The sequence below is a fragment of the Streptomyces sp. NBC_01264 genome, assembly GCF_026340675.1.
Classification (GTDB): domain Bacteria; phylum Actinomycetota; class Actinomycetes; order Streptomycetales; family Streptomycetaceae; genus Streptomyces.
Genome location: NZ_JAPEOX010000001.1, coordinates 1,012,403 through 1,029,088 on the forward strand (window position 1 = coordinate 1,012,403; position 16,686 = coordinate 1,029,088).

The following is a 16,686-nucleotide window of genomic DNA, read 5'->3' on the forward strand; positions in this document are numbered from 1 at the left end:
TCCTGGTCGTACCGCACTTCACGTCGGGCGTGCTCAAACCCGGGGACCGTGGCCGGCGGCGTCGTCGTCCGGTGTCTGCCAGGAGTCCTCACGCTGCCGTGCCGCGGGGTTCTGCTCGGCCGGCCGGACAGGAGCACGGCGCCGTGCGCTCCGTCGGCTGCCGTACCAGAACGCACCGATCAGAAGCACGACCACCACCACTCCGGCGATCACGAGGAAGAGCGCTCCCTGGCCTTCGGCAGCAAGACTTTCGGTAGGAATCATGGGTGGCGCCTACCCGCGATCGGCGGATCTACGGATCCGTAGGCGGTCACCGCCCCGTGCGGTGCGCCCAAGGTCATCGTGCTGGAGTCGTCCGTCCCGCTTTCCGTGTGCAGGGAACGGCCTGCCGGGGAAGGCGCGCCGGGGACCGTACACCTGAGGAGGGACGGACACCATGGCACGACCGAGGATCGTGGTCGTCGGCGCGGGCTTCGCCGGCGTCGCCTGCGTACGCCGCCTGGAGCGGACACTGTCACCCGGGGAGGCGGAGATCCTGCTGGTCACTCCGTTCTCCTACCAGCTCTACCTGCCCCTGCTCCCGCAGGTGGCCTCGGGGGTGCTCACGCCCCAGTCCGTGGCGGTGTCGCTGCGCCGCAGCCGCCGCCACCGGACCCGGATCGTGCCCGGCGGGGCCGTGGGCGTCGATACCCGGGCCAAGGTCTGCGTCATCCGGAAGATCACCGGGGAGCTGGTGGACCAGCCGTACGACCACCTGGTGCTCGCGCCGGGGAGCGTGACCCGCACCTTCGACATCCCGGGCCTGGCGGAGCACGGCCGCGGCATGAAGACGCTGGCCGAAGCGGCCCACCTGCGCGACCACGTGATCGCCCAGCTGGACCTGGCCGACGCCGCCGCACCGGGCTCCGCGGAACGGGCCTCACGGCTCGGCTTCGTCGTGGTGGGAGGTGGTTACGCGGGCACCGAGACGGCCGCCTCCCTGGAGCGGCTCACCACGAACGCCGCAGGCCGGTACCCCCGGCTGGACCGGCGCGAGATCAGCTGGCACCTCGTCGACGTGGCCCCGAAACTGATGCCCGAGATCGGCGACCGGCTGGGCCGGGCGGCCCTCGACGTGCTGCGCCGCCGTGGCATCGAGGTCTCGCTCGGCTCCTCCGTCGCCAAGACGGGTGCCGAAGGAGGTCACCCTCACCGACGGCCGCGTGCTGCCCTGCCGCACCCTCATCTGGACGGCCGGCGTCGCCGCGAGCCCGCTCATCGCCACCCTGGGCGCCGAAACCGCGAAGAGCGGCCGGCTCGTCGTCGCTCCCGACCTGCGGGTGCCGGGGGCGGAGGGCGCGCTCGCGCTCGGTGACGCGGCGGCCGTGCCCGACCTCGCCGGCGGCAAGGACGGTGCGGTGTGCCCGCCCACCGCGCAGCACGCCGAGCGCCAGGGCAGGCTCGCCGCCGACAACGTCGTCGCCACGCTGCGGGGCACGCCGCTGCGTCCCTACGTCCACAAGGACCTCGGGCTGGTCGTGGACCTGGGCGGCCGTGACGGCGTCTCCCGACCGCTCGGCATCGGCCTGCGCGGGATGCCCGCCCAGGCCGTGGCCCGCGGCTACCACTGGGCGGCGCTGCGCACCGGGGCCGCGAAGACCCGGGTGATGACGAACTGGCTCCTGAACGCCGTGGCCGGCGACGACTTCGTCCGGACCGGCTTCCAGACGTACAAGCCGGGGACGCTGCACGACTTCGAGTACACGGGCCACTACCTCACCGCGGAGCAGGTACGGGCCCGCACGGCGGCCGACGGTGGCTGACCGTTCCGGCGAAGGAGGTCTCGCGCAGGGCAACCCGCTGGCCGGCCGGCAGTTTTCATAGGGATTGTCGCCCTACGGGGGAAGAGGGGAGGGGTGAGAGGAGTTGTGATGCCAGAACTGGAGCGCCGGATGGCCGGACTTGGGTGCGGGGATGCCCGGCAGGTCGCCCGGGAGGCACTCGCCGGCGTTGGAGTGGGTCAGCGTGCACTGGACGATGCGCTGACAGTGGTCACGGAGCTCGTGACCAATGCGATCCGGCATGCGGGCGGCGTGACCGGCTTCCGAATCCGCTCTCTCCCCGGGGCCGTGGCGATCGAGGTGTCGGATGCGTACCCGCTGATGCCCTGCTCGCCGGGGACACCGGCCTCGGTGCCGGGCGGGTTCGGCTGGGTCCTGGTCCGCAGGCTGACGAGCCGAACGGATATCCGGTCCCGCCATGACGGGAAGACCATCACCGCCTACCTTCCCCTCACCACTTCGGCCACTTAGCGCAATTCCACTGCGTGCATGCTTCCGGCGAGTTCGGGCAAGAGCGGCTCTGGAGGTTGATAACTATGGTTCCCCTGCTTCTCGTTCTTCTGCTGATTCTGGTCCTCGTCGGTGCGGGTTTCGCGATCAAGATTCTCTGGTGGGTCGCCATCGCGGTCCTGGTGCTGTGGCTGATCGGTTTCGTCGCCCGCCCGAAGGGTCGCAGCGGCCGCTGGTACCGCTGGTAGGTGCCCGACACAGGTGCAGTTCAGGCGGAAATCAAATGAACCACCGCACACCACAAGCCCCACGCGGGAAATGCCGGGAATTCGCTTCCCTTCCGTTTCCCATTTCTATCGGAGGAGTTGTTTCGCGTGACTGAGCAGATATGGAGTTCAAGTCGACTGCGGGCCACCTGGCCGGCACCGATCTGACGGGGTACAAGGTCGAGGCGGCCGACGGCAGCATCGGCAAGGTCGACAAGCACTCCGACGAGGTCGGTGACGCTTACCTGGTCGTGGACACCGGAGTCTGGATCTTCGGCAAGGAAGTCCTGCTGCCGGCGAGCACCGTGACCCGCGTCGACCCGCAGGAGAAGAAGGTCTACGTCGACCGGACCAAGGAGCAGATCAAGAGCGCTCCCGAGTTCCACCGAGACCAGCACCTCGGCAACGCCGGCTACCACGAAGAACTCGGCACCTACTACGGCACCGGCGCCCCCTTCGGGGGCCGTCCCGCCTGACCCTCGGGCATGTCTGCGGCCCGGCCCCTCCTGGGGCCGGGCCGCAGACGCATGACCGGCCGCGCCGAAGACCCGAAGCGGCGCGGACGATGACCGACGCGCTGAGCGCCGTGCTCACGCGGATGTTCGCCACGCTTCACGCCCCCGGCCTTTGTCCGGCCGGGGGCGTGAAGTCATCGGGTCGTGCGCGGATCAGCCGCGGCGGGTCTTGCGCCAGCCGAAGGGGCCGGGCAGGTTCATCGAGGTGGTGCGGCGCCCGGTGCTGCTGCGGGTGCGGCGGGGGCCGTACTTGCCGCCGCCGGTGGTGATCGACCACGACTTGCGGTTGATGTTGAGCCGGACACCGGGCAGGATCCTGAAGCTCTTGCGGAATGTCAGCGGCATATCGTTTCACTTCCTCGGTGCGCATGCGGACGGGGGGCGAACTGTGCCTACATTCAGGCAGGTTGACGTACCGCCCGTATGTCCGGTGGTCCCCGTTCCATGCGTCTGACGGCACCTCAGAGTTGTTTCCGCAGAGGTTGTTTGCCCGGCCGGAAGCGGGTCAGACGCATGGACAGCGGAGCACGCAGCCCGGACTGCAGCGAGGCTTCGCCGGCCGGAGTCGTGCGAGAACGATGCTCACGCGGCCCCGGCCCCCCGCACCACGACTGCCGCACGGGATCCGCGCGGCATCGGGAACTCCGACGCCCCCGGCCATCTCTCCCGGTCGCGGCGGCGGAGCGGCTTCCCGGCAGCCCCCGACGACGGCGCTCAGACCACCGTCCCCGGGCCTCGGATCCCGGCGGCAGCCGCACACCCGAGATCACAGACCGGGCGCGGACACCGGGCAAACCCTCGCCGAGCTCCCGGCCTTCGAGGGTGAGCAGCTCGGCGTCGCGCTCGCCGTCGCCGCGTACGAGACGTAGCGCGGGCGACCGATCGCGCACCGCGCGAGGCACGCGGAGAGGTGGACCTCGCCGCGCCCAGAACACCACCACCGCGTCCTGTCCGTTTCAGACGGCTCGCAGCGGTCATACGGGGTTCCGTAAGGCATTTCCACCGTAGAGGAGTGATCAGCTGTGTCTGGTGAGCAGAAGGCCGAAGCGAAGGGCGAGCAGGCCAAGGGCAAGCTCAAGGAGGCCGCTGGGCGCCTGACGGGCAACGAGCGTCTGACGGCGGAAGGCCGCGCGGAGCAGGCCAAGGGCGATGCCCGCGACGCCAAGGAAAAGATCAAGAACATGTTCAAGCGCTGACCTCACACGCCGTGAGAGCGGGACCGCTGCAGCGGTCCCGCCCTCACGCATGTCGACGCGCAGCCGGCTGACCTCAGCGCAGAACGCGGACTGCCCCTGCTCCACCGAACCGGCCGCGCACACCGACCCCAGGCCGAGTTCTCCTCCGCGGCCCTTCGGCCTCCCCGGAGGGTCAGGCGCGGCGCGGGCGCGTAGCGGTGTCCAGATAGAAGGAATCGATGCTCTGGACGGCCTGCTCGAACTCCTCCAGATTGACCGGCTTCGTCACGTACGCGTTGGCGTGGCTGGTGTAGGCGCCGACGACGTCGTCGGGTGCCGAGGAGGTCGTGAGGACGACGACGGGGATGGTCTGGAGGTCGGCGTCGTTCTTCAGGATGCGCAGCAGGTCCCGGCCGTTCATCCGGGGCATGTTCAGGTCGAGCACGATGAGGTCGGGACGCGGGCTGTCGGGGTCGCGCAGGTGCTCCAGGGCGGCGACGCCGTCGGTGGCCTGGACGAGATTGCGGGCCCCGCGCTCGGAGAGCGCCTCCTCGATGAGCATGGCGTCCGCGATGTCGTCTTCCACGAGCAGCACGTCGAACGGTCGGGCGGGGTCGTTCATCGTCATCTGCTCCGTGAGTGCATCGTCGGTGTGGTTGAAGAGCCCGGGCCAGCGGCGGCGGGCTCCCTGGCGGGTCATGCCGCATGCACGGCCGATCTGGGGGTATCCGGCTCCCGCACGCACGGCGTCCGTGGCCGCTTCGCGCTGCAGTCGTTCCACGGCCTGTTGAAGGTGGTCGAGTACGTGCAGACGTGCCAGGGCCTGCGAGCGGGCGTCCGCCGCAGGATCGGAGAGGTCCTTCTGCAGACCGAGGGCCAGGCGCCGGGCGAGGTCCGCGACGGCCGCATCGGCGACGGCGGCCGTCTCCTTCGGGGTGGTCCGCAGGTGGAAGTTGGTGCCGGGCATACCCGCACCCTAGGCCCTGATCCGGCCTGCGACAACATTTGTTGTCCGGGCCCTCTACAGTGTGCGCTGCGCCCTGTTCAAGGCGGCTGTCTCGGGAGGGGAATCAGAGGATGACCGGCATGTTGACGCCGTCGGGCGCGCGGAGGTTCTCCGCGTGGACGACCCGGCGGTGGCTCCGCGTCGGGGTCGCCGCTTCGCTGACGGTGCTGGCCCTGCTCGGTGTGACCGGCGCGTGGGTGCTGGGGCGTACGGCGTCGATCAGCGAGGAGCTCGTGGACGTACGGTCGCCCGCGCTGGCCATCGCCTTCCGCCTGGAATCGGCCCTCCTCAACCAGGAGACCGGTATCCGCGGCTACGGTCTCACCGGGACCCCCGAGTTCCTCCAGCCCTATCAACAGGGGCTCACCGATCAGGACGCGTACGCCTCGGAGCTCGCGCGGCTCCTGAACGACGACCGTCGCGCGCTCTCAGACCTGAAGGCGGTCCAGGAGGCGGCCTCCACGTGGCAGGAGAGGATCGCCCGCCCGGTCGCCGCCTCCCCCTCCGGGGCGTCCTCCCCCCTGGCCACCGCACGCGCCGCGGAGGCCAAGACGTCGTTCGACGCCCTGCGTCAGGCCATGGCCGACCAGCAGGGCCGGTTGCTCGCGGAGCGGGACCGGACCCGGGCCGACCTCGCCACCACGATGAGGTTGCGCAACTGGCTGTTCGCGACGATCGCGGCCGTGATCGCCCTCATGGCCGGCCTCGTCTTCGAAGGGCTGCGCCGCGGAATCAACCGGCCGCTGGAGCAGCTCGGGGCGGACGCCCGTACCGTCGCCGGAGGTGACTTCGACCACCCCATCAACTCGGCCGGTCCGGCGGACCTGCGGCGCCTCAGCGGCGAGATCGACTTCATGCGCCGTCAGCTCGTGCGCGAGCTGGCCTTCAGCGAGGAGGCCCGGCGGCGCCTGGACACCCAGACCGCCGACCTCCAGCGTTCCAACGACGAGCTGGAGCAGTTCGCGTACGTGGCCTCCCACGACCTGCAGGAGCCGCTGCGCAAGGTCTCCAGCTTCACGCAGTTGCTCCAGCGGCGCTACGGAGGGCAGCTCGACTCCAAGGCGGACCAGTACATCGCCATCGCCGTCGACAGTGCCAACCGGATGCAGACCCTGATCAACGACCTCCTCGACTTCTCCCGGGTGGGCCGCGTCCACCACGATCCCGAGAAGGTCGACCTCGAAGTGGTCATGGAACGGGCCCTGTCCGCGCTGAGCCTCGGCATCGAGGAGTCGGGCGCGTCGATCACGTGCGATCCGCTGCCCTCCCTGGTCGCCGATCCCACCCAGATGGGCATGCTCTGGCAGAACCTGATCGGGAACGCGGTCAAGTTCCGGCGCCCGGACCTGGCGCCGGAGATCCGTGTCGGTGCGGTCCGGGAAGGGGAGCTGTGGCGGTTCACGGTGACCGACAACGGCATCGGCATCGACCCTGATTACGCCGACAAGGTGTTCGTGATCTTCCAACGGCTCCACACCAAGGACGTCTATCCCGGCAGCGGAATCGGCCTGGCCATGTGCAAGAAGATCGTCGAGTTCCACGGCGGCACCATCGCCGTCGACCCGGAGTACCGGGACGGGACGCGCATCACCTTCACCCTCGCCGCCGAACCGCCCCCGGCCCCGTCGACCATCGCGGAAGCGACCCGGGCCGACGCGGAGCCGGCGCCATGACCGAAACCCTCCCCCACACCGGCGGCGTCGCCGCGACCGAACCTGTCTACCGCATCCTCCTCATAGAGGACGACGCCGCCGACGCCCTGCTCGTCGAAGAGCTCCTCCACGACACCGAGCTGCGGTTCGAGCTCACCACGAGCAGTTCGCTGGCCGCGGCGCGTGCGGAACTCTCGCGCCTCACCTTCGACTGCATCCTCCTGGACCTGCACCTGCCCGACGTGTCGGGCACCAACGCCGTCACCACCGTCCGCGCCATGGCCCCGCACACCGCGGTGGTCGTCATGACCGGCCTGTCCGAGAAGCAGGCGGGGGCCGAGGCGATGGCCGCCGGCGCCCAGGACTACCTCGTCAAGGGCAAGGTCGAAGCCGACCTGCTGCGCCGCACGGTCCGCTACGCCGTCTACCGCAGCCACACCGAGCGCGCGTCGGCCGAAGCCCAGTCGGCCCGGCTGCGCGCCGAGGAGAACGCCCGTCTGGAACGGGGCCTGCTGCCCCAGCCCCTCCTCGACGCCTCCACCGTCACGGTGACCACCCGCTACCTGCCGGGCGTCGAACAGGCCCTGCTCGGAGGCGACTTCCTCGACGTCGTCGAGGGAGACGAAGGCCTGCTGCACGCCGTCGTCGGCGACGTCAGCGGACACGGACCGGATGCCGCGGCCCTCGGCGTCTGCCTGCGCATCGCCTGGCGCTCCCTCGTCCTGGCCGGACACCACGGCACCGATCTGCTGCACCTGATGGAACGCCTGCTGGTGGCGGAGCGCGGCGCCCAGCCCCTGTTCGCCACCGTCACGCTGCTCACCCTCGACCAGAAGAACTCCACCGCCACCCTCCACCTGGCCGGCCATCACGAACCGCTCCTCACCACCGCGGAGGGGACCCGGGAGGTGCCCGCCGAGCACGGCATCGCGCTCGGCATCATGCCCGGCTACCGCGACTGGCCGGCCACGGTCGTTCCGCTCCCCGAACGCGGGGCGCTCACCCTCTACACCGACGTCCTCACCGAAGGCCACAACGGCGACGCCGACGGCCGGCTGGGCATCGAGGGGCTCCTGCCCCTGATCAACGCCACTCCGTCCGCCGACCCCGCGGCGCACCTGGACAGCCTCATCCACCAGACCAGAGCCCTCAACGCCGGAAGACACACCGATGACCTCGCCGTACTCCGCCTCGGCTGGGGGTCCCGGGGCTGAGGCCGGATCCCACCGGCAAGTCCAGACCCTCCGTCGCGCGCCTACAGTCGGTGCATGCGCATCGTCTCCCTGCTTCCCGCGGCCACGGACATCGTGGTGGACCTCGGACTCGCCGCCGATCTGGTCGGGCGCACCCACGCATGCGACTGGCCTCCCGCGGTGGTGGCCCCGGTTCCCGTCGTCACCCGTGCCGAATTCGACGCGGACGGACTCAGCAGCCGGGAGATCTCCGCAGCGGTGGGCGGCGCGGCACACAGCGGGTCCTCGCTCTACACCTTGGACACCGAGGCTCTTGCCGCGCTCGCCCCGGACGTCCTGCTCACCCAGGACCTCTGCCAGGTCTGCGCGGTGTCCTACGAGGGCGTCGCTGACCTTCACCGCGAGCGTGGCCCTCGTCGGTGCGACGGCGCCCGCCTCGGCAGACCCCATCGGGCAGTGCACGGCGACCACCGGGGCGATCGTCGCCGTGGACTTCGGTCCCTTCGGCGGCACGGTGGAGAAGGGCTGTGACACCACCCCCACCACCGGCTACGAGCTGCTGCAGACCGGCGGGTTCACCACCGAGGGCACCGTCCATGACGGCCCCGCCTTCATCTGCCGCATAGGCAAGGGCTCCGGTACGCGGTACCCCACGCCGGACAAGGAGGACTGCGTCCTCACGCCGCAGGCCACCGTCTACTGGTCGTACTGGACCGCCTCACCCGGTCAGCGGAAGTGGTCCTACAGCCAGCAGGGGGCCATGGCCCGGACCCCGAAGCCCGGCGACGTGGAGGCCTGGGTCTACGGCGGCACCGACATCGCCGGCACCAAGGGCAAGCCCTCCTTCTCCCCCGACGACATCCGGGGGTTCACCACCCCCGACCCCACCGTCCCCACGAGCCCTCCCCAGGTGCCCGCCGGTTCGGTCGACGTACCTGCGGCCACCCGCTGGGTTGCCGGGACGCTGACGGACGGGGAGCGCGTCGTCGACGAGGGCTCCACCACCCCGAACCACTTCCTCACCACGGAGGCCGTGTTCGCCCTCGCGGCGGCCGATCGCGAGAGCCCGGCGGCGAAGAGGATCGCCGACTTCCTCGCCACGCCCGTGCAGACGGACGCGTACGCCTACCCGGCCGGCAAGGACGGCATCCCGGACGCCACCGCCGCCGCCAGGCTCGCCCTGGTGGCCGAGGCCACCGGCAAGGATCCCCGCGCCTTCGGCGGGCACGACCTGCTCGGCGACCTCGCGAAGTACGCCTGCCCCCGCGACATCGGCGACGGCGAGACGGTCGAAGGCTGCTTCACCCAGGGCGACTTCCGTACCACCGGCCAGGCCGACGCCCAGGCCATGGCCGTCATCGCCCTGGTCAACGCCGGTATGACGCCCCCTGCTCACTCGGTGGCCCGGCTGACCTTCCTCCAGTGCGAGGACGGCGGTTTCACCAGCGTCCTCATCCGGCCCGGAAGCCCGGGATGTGAGAGCGAGGCCGGCGCCACCGGTCTGATCACCCTGGCCCTGGAACGGGCCGGCGGCCACGAGGCGGTGCTCCAGAAGGCCCGCGGCCACCTGAAGAGGTCCCAGCTGGCGACCGGCGCATGGCCCGCCCTCTCCTACGAGACGACCGGCAACCCGGCCGCCACCGGCTGGGCCGCGCAGGCGCTGCGCGCCCTCGGCGACGAGGCGTTCGCCGACGCCGGTGTCTCCTGGCTCTCCAGGCACCAGCTCCCGACGGGCGGATTCGGCTTCGCCGAGGACGACACCGAGTCGAGGCTCCACCCCACCGCGACCGCCGCGATCGCGGGCGCCCGCGGCGATCTCGTCACCCTGACCGCCAAGCCGGCCGAACCGCCGACCCCGACCGAACCTCCGACCCCGACCACGCCGCCCACACCGACCGTGCCGCCGACCGGCGAAGGGCCCGACGTGAAGAAGGGCGTCACCTACCTGACGGCCCCGTCCCGGCTGATCCAGGGCCGCTTCTACGAGAGCCAGCCCGGCACCGGCTTCGCCGACTACGGCCTCACCATCGACGGCGCGTACGCCCTCGCCGCCAGCGGCGAGGACAACGCCACGCTGCGGGGCATCGTCGACTTCATGGACAAGGGCGGCAAGGACGGGCAGAAGCGCGGCATCCAGGACTGGACCCTCGTCGGCACGAAGTACGCGAACGGCGGCTCCATCGGCAAGGTGGCCCTGCTCGCGGAGGCCGTGGGGCGCGATCCGCGGAACTTCGGTGGCCAGGACCTGATCGCCGCGCTCGCCAGGATCACCTGTCAGGCCAGGACGTCGACCCGTCAGGAGTGCGCGGCCAAGGGCAACTACGCCTATGCGACGTCGGTCTTCAAGCAGTCGCTCGGCGTCATGGCCCAGCTCCGCGCCGGTGAGAAGGGCGCCGCGGCCGAGCCCGCCGCGTACCTCAAGAGCCTCCAGACGCCCTCCGGCGCCTGGGTCAGCCTGATCGGCGAACCCAGCGGCCCCGAGGTGGACTCCACCGCCATGGCCGCCATGACCGTGGACCTCCTCACCGACGCCGACTCCCAGGCGGCGGTGGACAAGGCCCTCTCCTGGCTCGCCACCCAGCAGAAGGAGGACGGCGGGTTCCCGGGCGCCTCCGGCAACTCCGTCAACTCCGCGGCCCTCGCCGTCCAGGGGCTCTCGCTGGACGCACCCAAGTACAGCGCCCAGATCGCCAAGGCCCGCACGTTCCTGGCGGGCCAGCAGAACACCGACGGCGGCTTCAACGTCGCCAAGGGCGGCCAGAGCGGCTCCGACCTCCGCGCCTCCACCCAGGCCGTGGGCGGCGCCCTCGGCACGTCCTTCGGTCTGCTGACCCGCGACCTGAGCGGGACCACGCCCGAGCCCGTCCCCAGCACGTCCGGAGGCTCCTCCGGAGGAAGCGCCGGAGGAAGCGCCGGAGGAAGCGGCTCGCCCGTCATCGTGACCCCGGGCGAGAACGGCGACGCCACCGGCTCGACGGGCGGCTCCGGCCCGGGCCGCGGTCCGCTCGCCTCCACCGGAGCCCAGGCCGGCACGCTCGCCGCCGCGGCGCTGGCCCTGACCCTCGGCGGCTGGGGCCTCACCCGCGCGGCGAAGCGCCGTCGCCGGGCGGGAAGCGGAGCATGAACCGCAGCCGTGCCGTGCGCACCCTTGCCAGGACCATCGCCGCGCTGGGGCTGACGGTGGCGGCCTTCGCCGCCACGGCGGCCCCGGCCGGCGCCGCACCGCAGCCGATGGGCCGGTGCACCACTTCCTCGGGCGTGGTCCTCGCAGTCGACTTCAGCCGCTGGGGCGGTCCCGTCTACCGCTCCTGCGGCAGCACCCCCACCACCGGCTACGAGCTGCTCAACCAGGGCGGCTGGGCCACCACCGGCACCGGACACGACGGCCCCGCCTTCATCTGCCGCATCGGCTACAGCGGATTCCAGGGCGGCAGGCAGTTCCCGGCCCCGCAGCAGGACGACTGCGTCCTGACCCCGCCCGCCTCCGCCTACTGGTCGTACTGGCACGCCGACGCGGGCCGGAACACCTGGGAGTACAGCCAGCTCGGCGCCATGCTCTACAAGCCGAAGCCGGGCAGCGTAGACCTGTGGATCTTCGGCGGGACGAACGTCGAGGGCACCGAGGGCAAGCCCACGGTCTCCCCCGACCAGCTGCGCGCCAAGAACTCCGAGCCCACCGGGGGCCCCGCACCCGAGGACACCCGTTCAGCGGCGCCCCCGCCTCCGGACGTCAACACCGGTCCCAGGCCGGAGAACCCGCCCCCGGCCGCCCCGCAGACCACGACGCCGTCGCCCGGCCCCACGGGTCCGGAAACCCCCTCGGCCTCGGCGAGCCCCTCCGAGAGCGTCTTCCCCGCACCCTCCGCGCCACCTTCATCCGATGCTCCGGCCGTGGCCGCCGCCGGCCCCCAGGTCGTCGAGGCGGCGCCTGCGGCCGACGCGAAGCACGATGCCGGGTCGTACCTGCCCGCCGTCGCCACCGGAGCGCTGGTCCTGCTGATCGGCGCCGCCGCCGTGTACGCGGCCAAGCAGCGCCGTCGTACGGAGTAGCCGCATGCCGCGCACCACCACCTCGGCGCGGGCGGAGAAGCCCGTGTCCGGCCCCGCGCCGGACACGGGCGGCCGTCGGCTGCCCCGCACCCTGCACCCGGTCGCCTGGTGGATCTGGGCCCTTGCCCTGGCCACCGCCGTCAGCCGCACCAACAACCCGCTGCTGCTGTTCCTCGTCCTCGCGGTCCTCGGCTACGTCATCACCATGCGCCGCACCGAAGCCCCCTGGGCCCGCGGCTTCAAGTACTACCTGTACCTCGCGCTCACCGTCGTCGCGATCCGCGTCACGTTCCGCGCTGTCTTCGCCACCGGCATCACCCCCCGCGACCACTTCCTCTTCTCCCTGCCCCACATCCCCACCCCCGACTGGTATGCGGGCATCCGACTCGGCGGCCCGGTCTCCCTGGAGGCCCTGCTCTCCGCTGCCACCGACGGGCTGCGGCTCGCCTGCATGCTGTGCTGCATCGGCGCCGCCAACACCCTCGCCAATCCCAAACGGGCCCTGCGCGTCCTCCCCGGCGCCCTCTACGAGCTGGGCGTCGCCGTCACCGTCTCCATCAGCGTCGCCCCACAACTCGTCCAGAGCGTGCAGCGCGTCCACCGCGCCAAGCGCCTGTGGGCAGGCCGCTCGAAGGGGCTCCGGGCCTTGCGCGGCATCATCGTCCCCGTCCTCGAAGACGCCCTGGAACGGTCCCTGCGGCTGGCCGCCGCCATGGACTCCCGCGGCTACGGCCGCGCCGGCACCGCCACCCGCCGCTCCCGCCGCCTGACCGGCGCCCTGATGCTGCTCGGCATGTGCGGACTGTGCGCAGGGGCGTACGGACTCCTCGACGCCACCGCGCCGAGGCTGCTCGGGGTCCCCGCCATGGGCGCAGGGGCCGTACTGTGCTTCGCCGGGCTGCGCCTGGGCGGCCGCCGGGTCACCCGGACCACCTACCGGCCCGATCCGTGGCGCTTCGCCGAGTGGGCCGTCGCCGGCTGCGGCGTCCTGTCCGCCGTCCTGCTCTTCACCGACGCCGGCTTCGACGCGGCCGAGCTCAACCCCTCCATCTACCCCCTCAGCTGGCCCACCCTGCCGCTGGTACCGGCGGCCGCGATCCTCCTCGCGGGGACCGCGGGATTCCTGGCACCGCCCCCGACCGCACCGTCCGCGACCGCACCGGCCCGCCCGGTCGTCCCCGCACAGCGCACCGAGGAACCCAAGTGATCACCTTCGACCAGGTCACCGTCCAGTACGAGGACACGGCCGAACCGGTCCTGCGGGAGGTGGACCTCACCGTCGAGGAGGGCGAGCTCTGCCTCGTCGTCGGCCACACCGGCGTCGGCAAGTCCACCCTCCTCGGCGCCGTCAACGGCCTCGTCCCGCACTTCACCGGCGGCACCCTGTACGGCCGCGTCCTCGTCGACGGCCGCGACACCGCGGACCATCCGCCCCGCGAACTCGCCGACGTCGTAGGGGTCGTGGGACAGGACCCGCTCGACGGCTTCGTCACCGACACCGTCGAAGAGGAACTCGCCTACGCCATGGAACAGTTGGCTGTCCCGCCGGCCACCATGCGCAAGCGCGTCGAGGAGACCCTGGACCTGCTCGGCCTCGCCGACCTGCGCCACCGGGCCCTGCACGAGCTCTCCGGCGGCCAGCAGCAGCGGGTCGCGATCGGCTCCGTCCTCACCGCGCACCCACGCGTCCTCGTACTCGACGAGCCCACCTCCGCGCTGGACCCGACCGCCGCCGAGGAGGTCCTGGCCGCCGTCACCCGCCTCGTCCACGACCTCGGCGTCACCGTCCTCCTCGCCGAACACCGCCTGGAGCGCGTGGTCCAGTACGCCGACCGCGTCATCCACCTCCCGGGCAACGGCCGCGTCGTCTCGGGTACGCCCGCCGAGATCTTCCGCACCTCGTCCATCGCCCCGCCCATCGTCGAGCTGGGCCGCGCGGCGGGCTGGAACCCGCTGCCGCTCTCCATCCGCGACGCCCGCCGGGCCGCGGTCCCGCTCCGGACCCGGCTGGCCGGCGCCGTCCCGCCGCCGGTTCGTCCCGTCCCGGCCGTCGACCGCCCGGAGCTCCTCACCGCACGCGGGATCACCGTGGCCTACCACGGCGTACCGGCCGTCCGCGAGGTCGATCTGACCCTGTACGGCGGAGAGGTCACCGCGCTCATGGGCCGCAACGGCTCGGGCAAGTCCTCCCTCCTCTGGGCGCTCCAGGGGTCCGGACCGCGCAAGGCCGGCTCCGTGGCCGTCGGTTCGCCCGGCGGCCCGAAGCCGCTCGACCCCAAGAAGTTGTCCGCCACGGGCGCCCGGCAGCTGGTCGGCCTGGTCCCGCAGACCCCCACCGACCTCCTCTACCTGGAGAGCGTCGAGCAGGAACTCGACCAGGCCGACACCGAGTCCGGGGTCGCGTCGGACGGGATCCGGGCCCGCACCGTCCTGGACCGGCTGGCACCCGGCATCCCCGGCACCGCCCACCCCCGCTACCTCTCCGAAGGCCAGAAGCTGGCCCTCGTCCTCGCGATCCAACTGACCGCCGCACCACGGGTACTGCTCCTCGACGAGCCCACCCGCGGCCTCGACTACCGAGCCAAGAGCGAGCTGATCCGCATCGTCGACGATCTCACCGCCGAGGGCCGCGCCGTCGTGATCTCCACCCACGACGTCGAGTTCGTGGCACGCGCCGCGGACCGCGTCGTCGTCATGGCCGAGGGCGACATCGTCGCCGACGGCCCCACCACCGAGGTCATCGTCGCCTCCCCGGTCTTCGCCCCCCAGACCGCGAAGATCCTCTCCCCGCTCCCCTACCTCACGGTCGCCCAGGCAGCCGCCACGCTCAACGACCACGGGACGGATCCGGCCTCATGACCGCACGTGCCGCAGCCATACGGATCAACGCACGGGCCGGAATCGTCATCGCCATGGCCGCGTTCCTCGGCATCGTCGCCTTCTTCTGGCCCTTCCTCGTCGCTCCGGGGAAGTTCGGGTCGAACTACGCCCCGCCGCTGATCTTCGGCGTCCTGCTCGTCATCGTGCTCTGCGTCGTCATCTCCGAGATCGCCGAGGGCGGCATCAACTCCAAGGCCCTGGCCATGCTCGGCGTCCTGTCGGCCGCCAATGCCGCCATCCGACCGCTCGGAGCGGGTACGGCCGGCATCGAGACCGTCTTCTTCATCCTCGTCCTGGCCGGACGGGTCTACGGCCCGGGCTTCGGCTTCACCCTGGGCTGTACCTCACTCTTCGCCTCCGCCCTCATCACCGGCGGGGTGGGCCCTTGGATGCCGTACCAGATGTTCGGCTGCGCCTTCGTCGGCATGCTCGCCGGCTTCCTCCCGAAGGCCACCGGCCGCAAGGAGGTCGCGATGCTCGCCGTCTACGGCTCGGTCTCCGGCTACCTCTTCGGCTTCCTCCTCAACCTCTCCTTCTGGCCCTTCTCCCTCGACCCGAACAGCTCCATCGCCTACCTCCCCGGACTCCCCTTCACCGAACAGTTCCAGCGCTACCTGGCCTTCGACCTGGCCACCTCCCTCGGCTGGGACACGGGCCGGGCCGTCACCAACTTCGTCTGCGTCTGCCTGGCCGGCCCCGCCGTCCTCACGGTCTTCCGCCGAGCCGCCCGCAAGGCCCGCTTCCAGGCCCCGATCCGCTTCGAGCCCCGCCCGGTCCCGGCTGAGCAGTGACCACGGAGTGCCCGCCGTCCGCTTCGGGGACGGACCGGAGCATCGACCGCTGACCGCCGCCTGCCGGGGCATGCGGTCAGGCCTGCGTCACGCCTGACCGGTCGGACGCAGTTCGCGTTCGAGGGCGGACAGGGCGAAGGCGTGCGGGGAGGTGTGCTGCCAGCGGGTCCGTCCGAACATCACGTCCTCGGAGATACCACTCAGCATGGCCACGGCCCTGATGGTGAACTCGGCAACGTCCACCTCGGCGAAGTGTCCCAGGTCCCTGCCCTCACGAACGATGGCCCCCAGTCGCTCGTCCCAGCCGTCCAGCAGCGCGGTGAGGACGTGCCGGCCCGCTTCGTCGTGGCGCTGGGCCAGAACCTGCGTCCACAGTGCGTAGCGTTCGTCACCCTGGTGGCGGGGCAGGTAGGAGCGGACGAACAGGTCCAGCTTCTCCGCAGGGGATACGGCCTGGTCACAGGCCTCCTGGAACCGGTCCCAGAGATCCGCTTGGCTCCATGCGAGGACTTCGAGCAGGAGACGGTCCTTCTTGCCGAAGTGGTAGAGGATGTGCCCGGTGCTCATGCCGGCCCGCTCGGCGATGTCCGACATCCGCAGGGCCGCGGTGCCCTTCTCGGCGATGACACTGATGGCGGCCCGCATCGCCCGCCCCCGCGCCTCGTCCCCGCTGGGCTGACGCTTCCTGTCGACCGGGGCAGTGGCGGCCGGCCGGGAAGCGGCACCGGCGTCGGTCCCCGCCCCCTTCACACCCTCGGGCAGGACAGAGTGCTGCGGCCGCGCGGGCCCGGTCTCTGACGTCGGCATGATCTGGCTCACCTCGGTTCCAGGAATCTAGATCTCTACTCTAGACTGAAAATCTAGTCAGGGCGGCAGGGTGGGCCGATT

16 protein-coding genes and 1 pseudogene are annotated in these 16,686 nt (G+C 71.5%); 13 read left to right on the forward strand and 4 right to left on the reverse strand.

Annotated features, from left to right (window positions below; all coding sequences use genetic code 11):
* Positions 1 to 33: 33 nt before the first annotated feature.
* Positions 34 to 264 carry a DUF6479 family protein gene (locus OG435_RS04560; protein WP_266875433.1) on the reverse strand — a complete coding sequence of 77 codons (231 nt, stop codon included), beginning with the start codon at positions 262 to 264 and terminating at the stop codon, positions 34 to 36.
* Positions 265 to 436: 172 nt separating this feature from the next.
* Between OG435_RS04560 and OG435_RS04565 the strand changes: the two are divergent.
* The 4 genes and pseudogenes from OG435_RS04565 to OG435_RS04580 all read left to right on the forward strand — a co-directional run bounded on the left by OG435_RS04565 (position 437) and on the right by OG435_RS04580 (position 3,012).
* Positions 437 to 1,802: pseudogene (locus tag OG435_RS04565) on the forward strand (NAD(P)/FAD-dependent oxidoreductase).
* Positions 1,803 to 1,910: 108 nt separating this feature from the next.
* The gene (locus OG435_RS04570; protein WP_266875434.1) at positions 1,911 to 2,291 is read left to right on the forward strand and encodes an ATP-binding protein; all 381 of its coding nucleotides are present in this window, start codon (positions 1,911 to 1,913) and stop codon (positions 2,289 to 2,291) included.
* Positions 2,292 to 2,356: 65 nt separating this feature from the next.
* Positions 2,357 to 2,518, forward strand: a complete 162-nt coding sequence (locus OG435_RS04575) for a hydrophobic protein (protein ID WP_266875436.1) — start codon at positions 2,357 to 2,359, stop codon at positions 2,516 to 2,518.
* Positions 2,519 to 2,658: 140 nt separating this feature from the next.
* Entirely contained in the window at positions 2,659 to 3,012 is a 354-nt protein-coding gene (locus OG435_RS04580; RefSeq protein ID WP_266875438.1) for a PRC-barrel domain-containing protein, read from the forward strand.
* Positions 3,013 to 3,204: 192 nt separating this feature from the next.
* Here OG435_RS04580 and OG435_RS04585 read toward each other — a convergent pair whose 3' ends face one another.
* A complete protein-coding gene (locus tag OG435_RS04585; RefSeq protein WP_266875440.1) occupies positions 3,205 to 3,396 on the reverse strand; it encodes a DUF4236 domain-containing protein in 192 nt (63 codons plus the stop codon).
* A gap of 677 nt (positions 3,397 to 4,073) precedes the next feature.
* On the opposite strand from OG435_RS04585, the gene OG435_RS04590 reads away from it, so the two are divergent.
* Positions 4,074 to 4,247, forward strand: coding sequence for a CsbD family protein (locus tag OG435_RS04590; protein WP_266875442.1), 174 nt, complete (start codon positions 4,074 to 4,076; stop codon positions 4,245 to 4,247).
* A 172-nt stretch (positions 4,248 to 4,419) separates the two neighbouring features.
* On the opposite strand, the gene OG435_RS04595 is transcribed toward OG435_RS04590, so the two are convergent.
* Positions 4,420 to 5,193 carry a response regulator gene (locus tag OG435_RS04595; protein ID WP_266875444.1) on the reverse strand — a complete coding sequence of 258 codons (774 nt, stop codon included), beginning with the start codon at positions 5,191 to 5,193 and terminating at the stop codon, positions 4,420 to 4,422.
* A 110-nt stretch (positions 5,194 to 5,303) separates the two neighbouring features.
* Here OG435_RS04595 and OG435_RS04600 point away from each other — a divergent pair, with 110 nt between their 5' ends.
* Genes OG435_RS04600 through OG435_RS04635 form a run of 8 tightly spaced genes read left to right on the forward strand, consistent with a single transcriptional unit; the run spans position 5,304 to position 15,798 of the window.
* On the forward strand, positions 5,304 to 6,905 hold the full coding sequence (locus OG435_RS04600; RefSeq protein WP_266875446.1) for a sensor histidine kinase: 1,602 nt from the start codon (positions 5,304 to 5,306) through the stop codon (positions 6,903 to 6,905).
* Positions 6,902 to 8,098, forward strand: coding sequence for a PP2C family protein-serine/threonine phosphatase (locus OG435_RS04605; RefSeq protein ID WP_266875447.1), 1,197 nt, complete (start codon positions 6,902 to 6,904; stop codon positions 8,096 to 8,098). Before OG435_RS04600 ends, OG435_RS04605 begins: the two co-directional genes overlap by 4 nt.
* A gap of 54 nt (positions 8,099 to 8,152) precedes the next feature.
* Positions 8,153 to 8,608 carry a hypothetical protein gene (locus tag OG435_RS04610; RefSeq protein WP_266875448.1) on the forward strand — a complete coding sequence of 152 codons (456 nt, stop codon included), beginning with the start codon at positions 8,153 to 8,155 and terminating at the stop codon, positions 8,606 to 8,608.
* Positions 8,565 to 11,201, forward strand: a complete 2,637-nt coding sequence (locus OG435_RS04615) for a prenyltransferase/squalene oxidase repeat-containing protein (protein WP_430625573.1) — start codon at positions 8,565 to 8,567, stop codon at positions 11,199 to 11,201. Before OG435_RS04610 ends, OG435_RS04615 begins: the two co-directional genes overlap by 44 nt.
* Complete coding sequence (locus tag OG435_RS04620; RefSeq protein ID WP_266875450.1) at positions 11,198 to 12,127, forward strand: hypothetical protein; 930 nt, start codon at positions 11,198 to 11,200, stop codon at positions 12,125 to 12,127. Before OG435_RS04615 ends, OG435_RS04620 begins: the two co-directional genes overlap by 4 nt.
* 4 nt (positions 12,128 to 12,131) lie before the next feature.
* A complete protein-coding gene (locus OG435_RS04625) occupies positions 12,132 to 13,334 on the forward strand; it encodes an energy-coupling factor transporter transmembrane component T (RefSeq protein WP_266875451.1) in 1,203 nt (400 codons plus the stop codon).
* Positions 13,331 to 14,986: an ABC transporter ATP-binding protein gene (locus OG435_RS04630; protein WP_266875452.1), complete on the forward strand. Its 1,656-nt coding sequence runs from the start codon at positions 13,331 to 13,333 to the stop codon at positions 14,984 to 14,986. Before OG435_RS04625 ends, OG435_RS04630 begins: the two co-directional genes overlap by 4 nt.
* Positions 14,983 to 15,798: an ECF transporter S component gene (locus OG435_RS04635; RefSeq protein WP_266875453.1), complete on the forward strand. Its 816-nt coding sequence runs from the start codon at positions 14,983 to 14,985 to the stop codon at positions 15,796 to 15,798. The genes OG435_RS04630 and OG435_RS04635 overlap by 4 nt, the downstream gene beginning before the upstream one ends.
* Before the next feature lie 87 nt (positions 15,799 to 15,885).
* On the opposite strand, the gene OG435_RS04640 is transcribed toward OG435_RS04635, so the two are convergent.
* A complete protein-coding gene (locus tag OG435_RS04640) occupies positions 15,886 to 16,605 on the reverse strand; it encodes a TetR/AcrR family transcriptional regulator (protein WP_266875454.1) in 720 nt (239 codons plus the stop codon).
* Positions 16,606 to 16,686 lie beyond the last annotated feature (81 nt).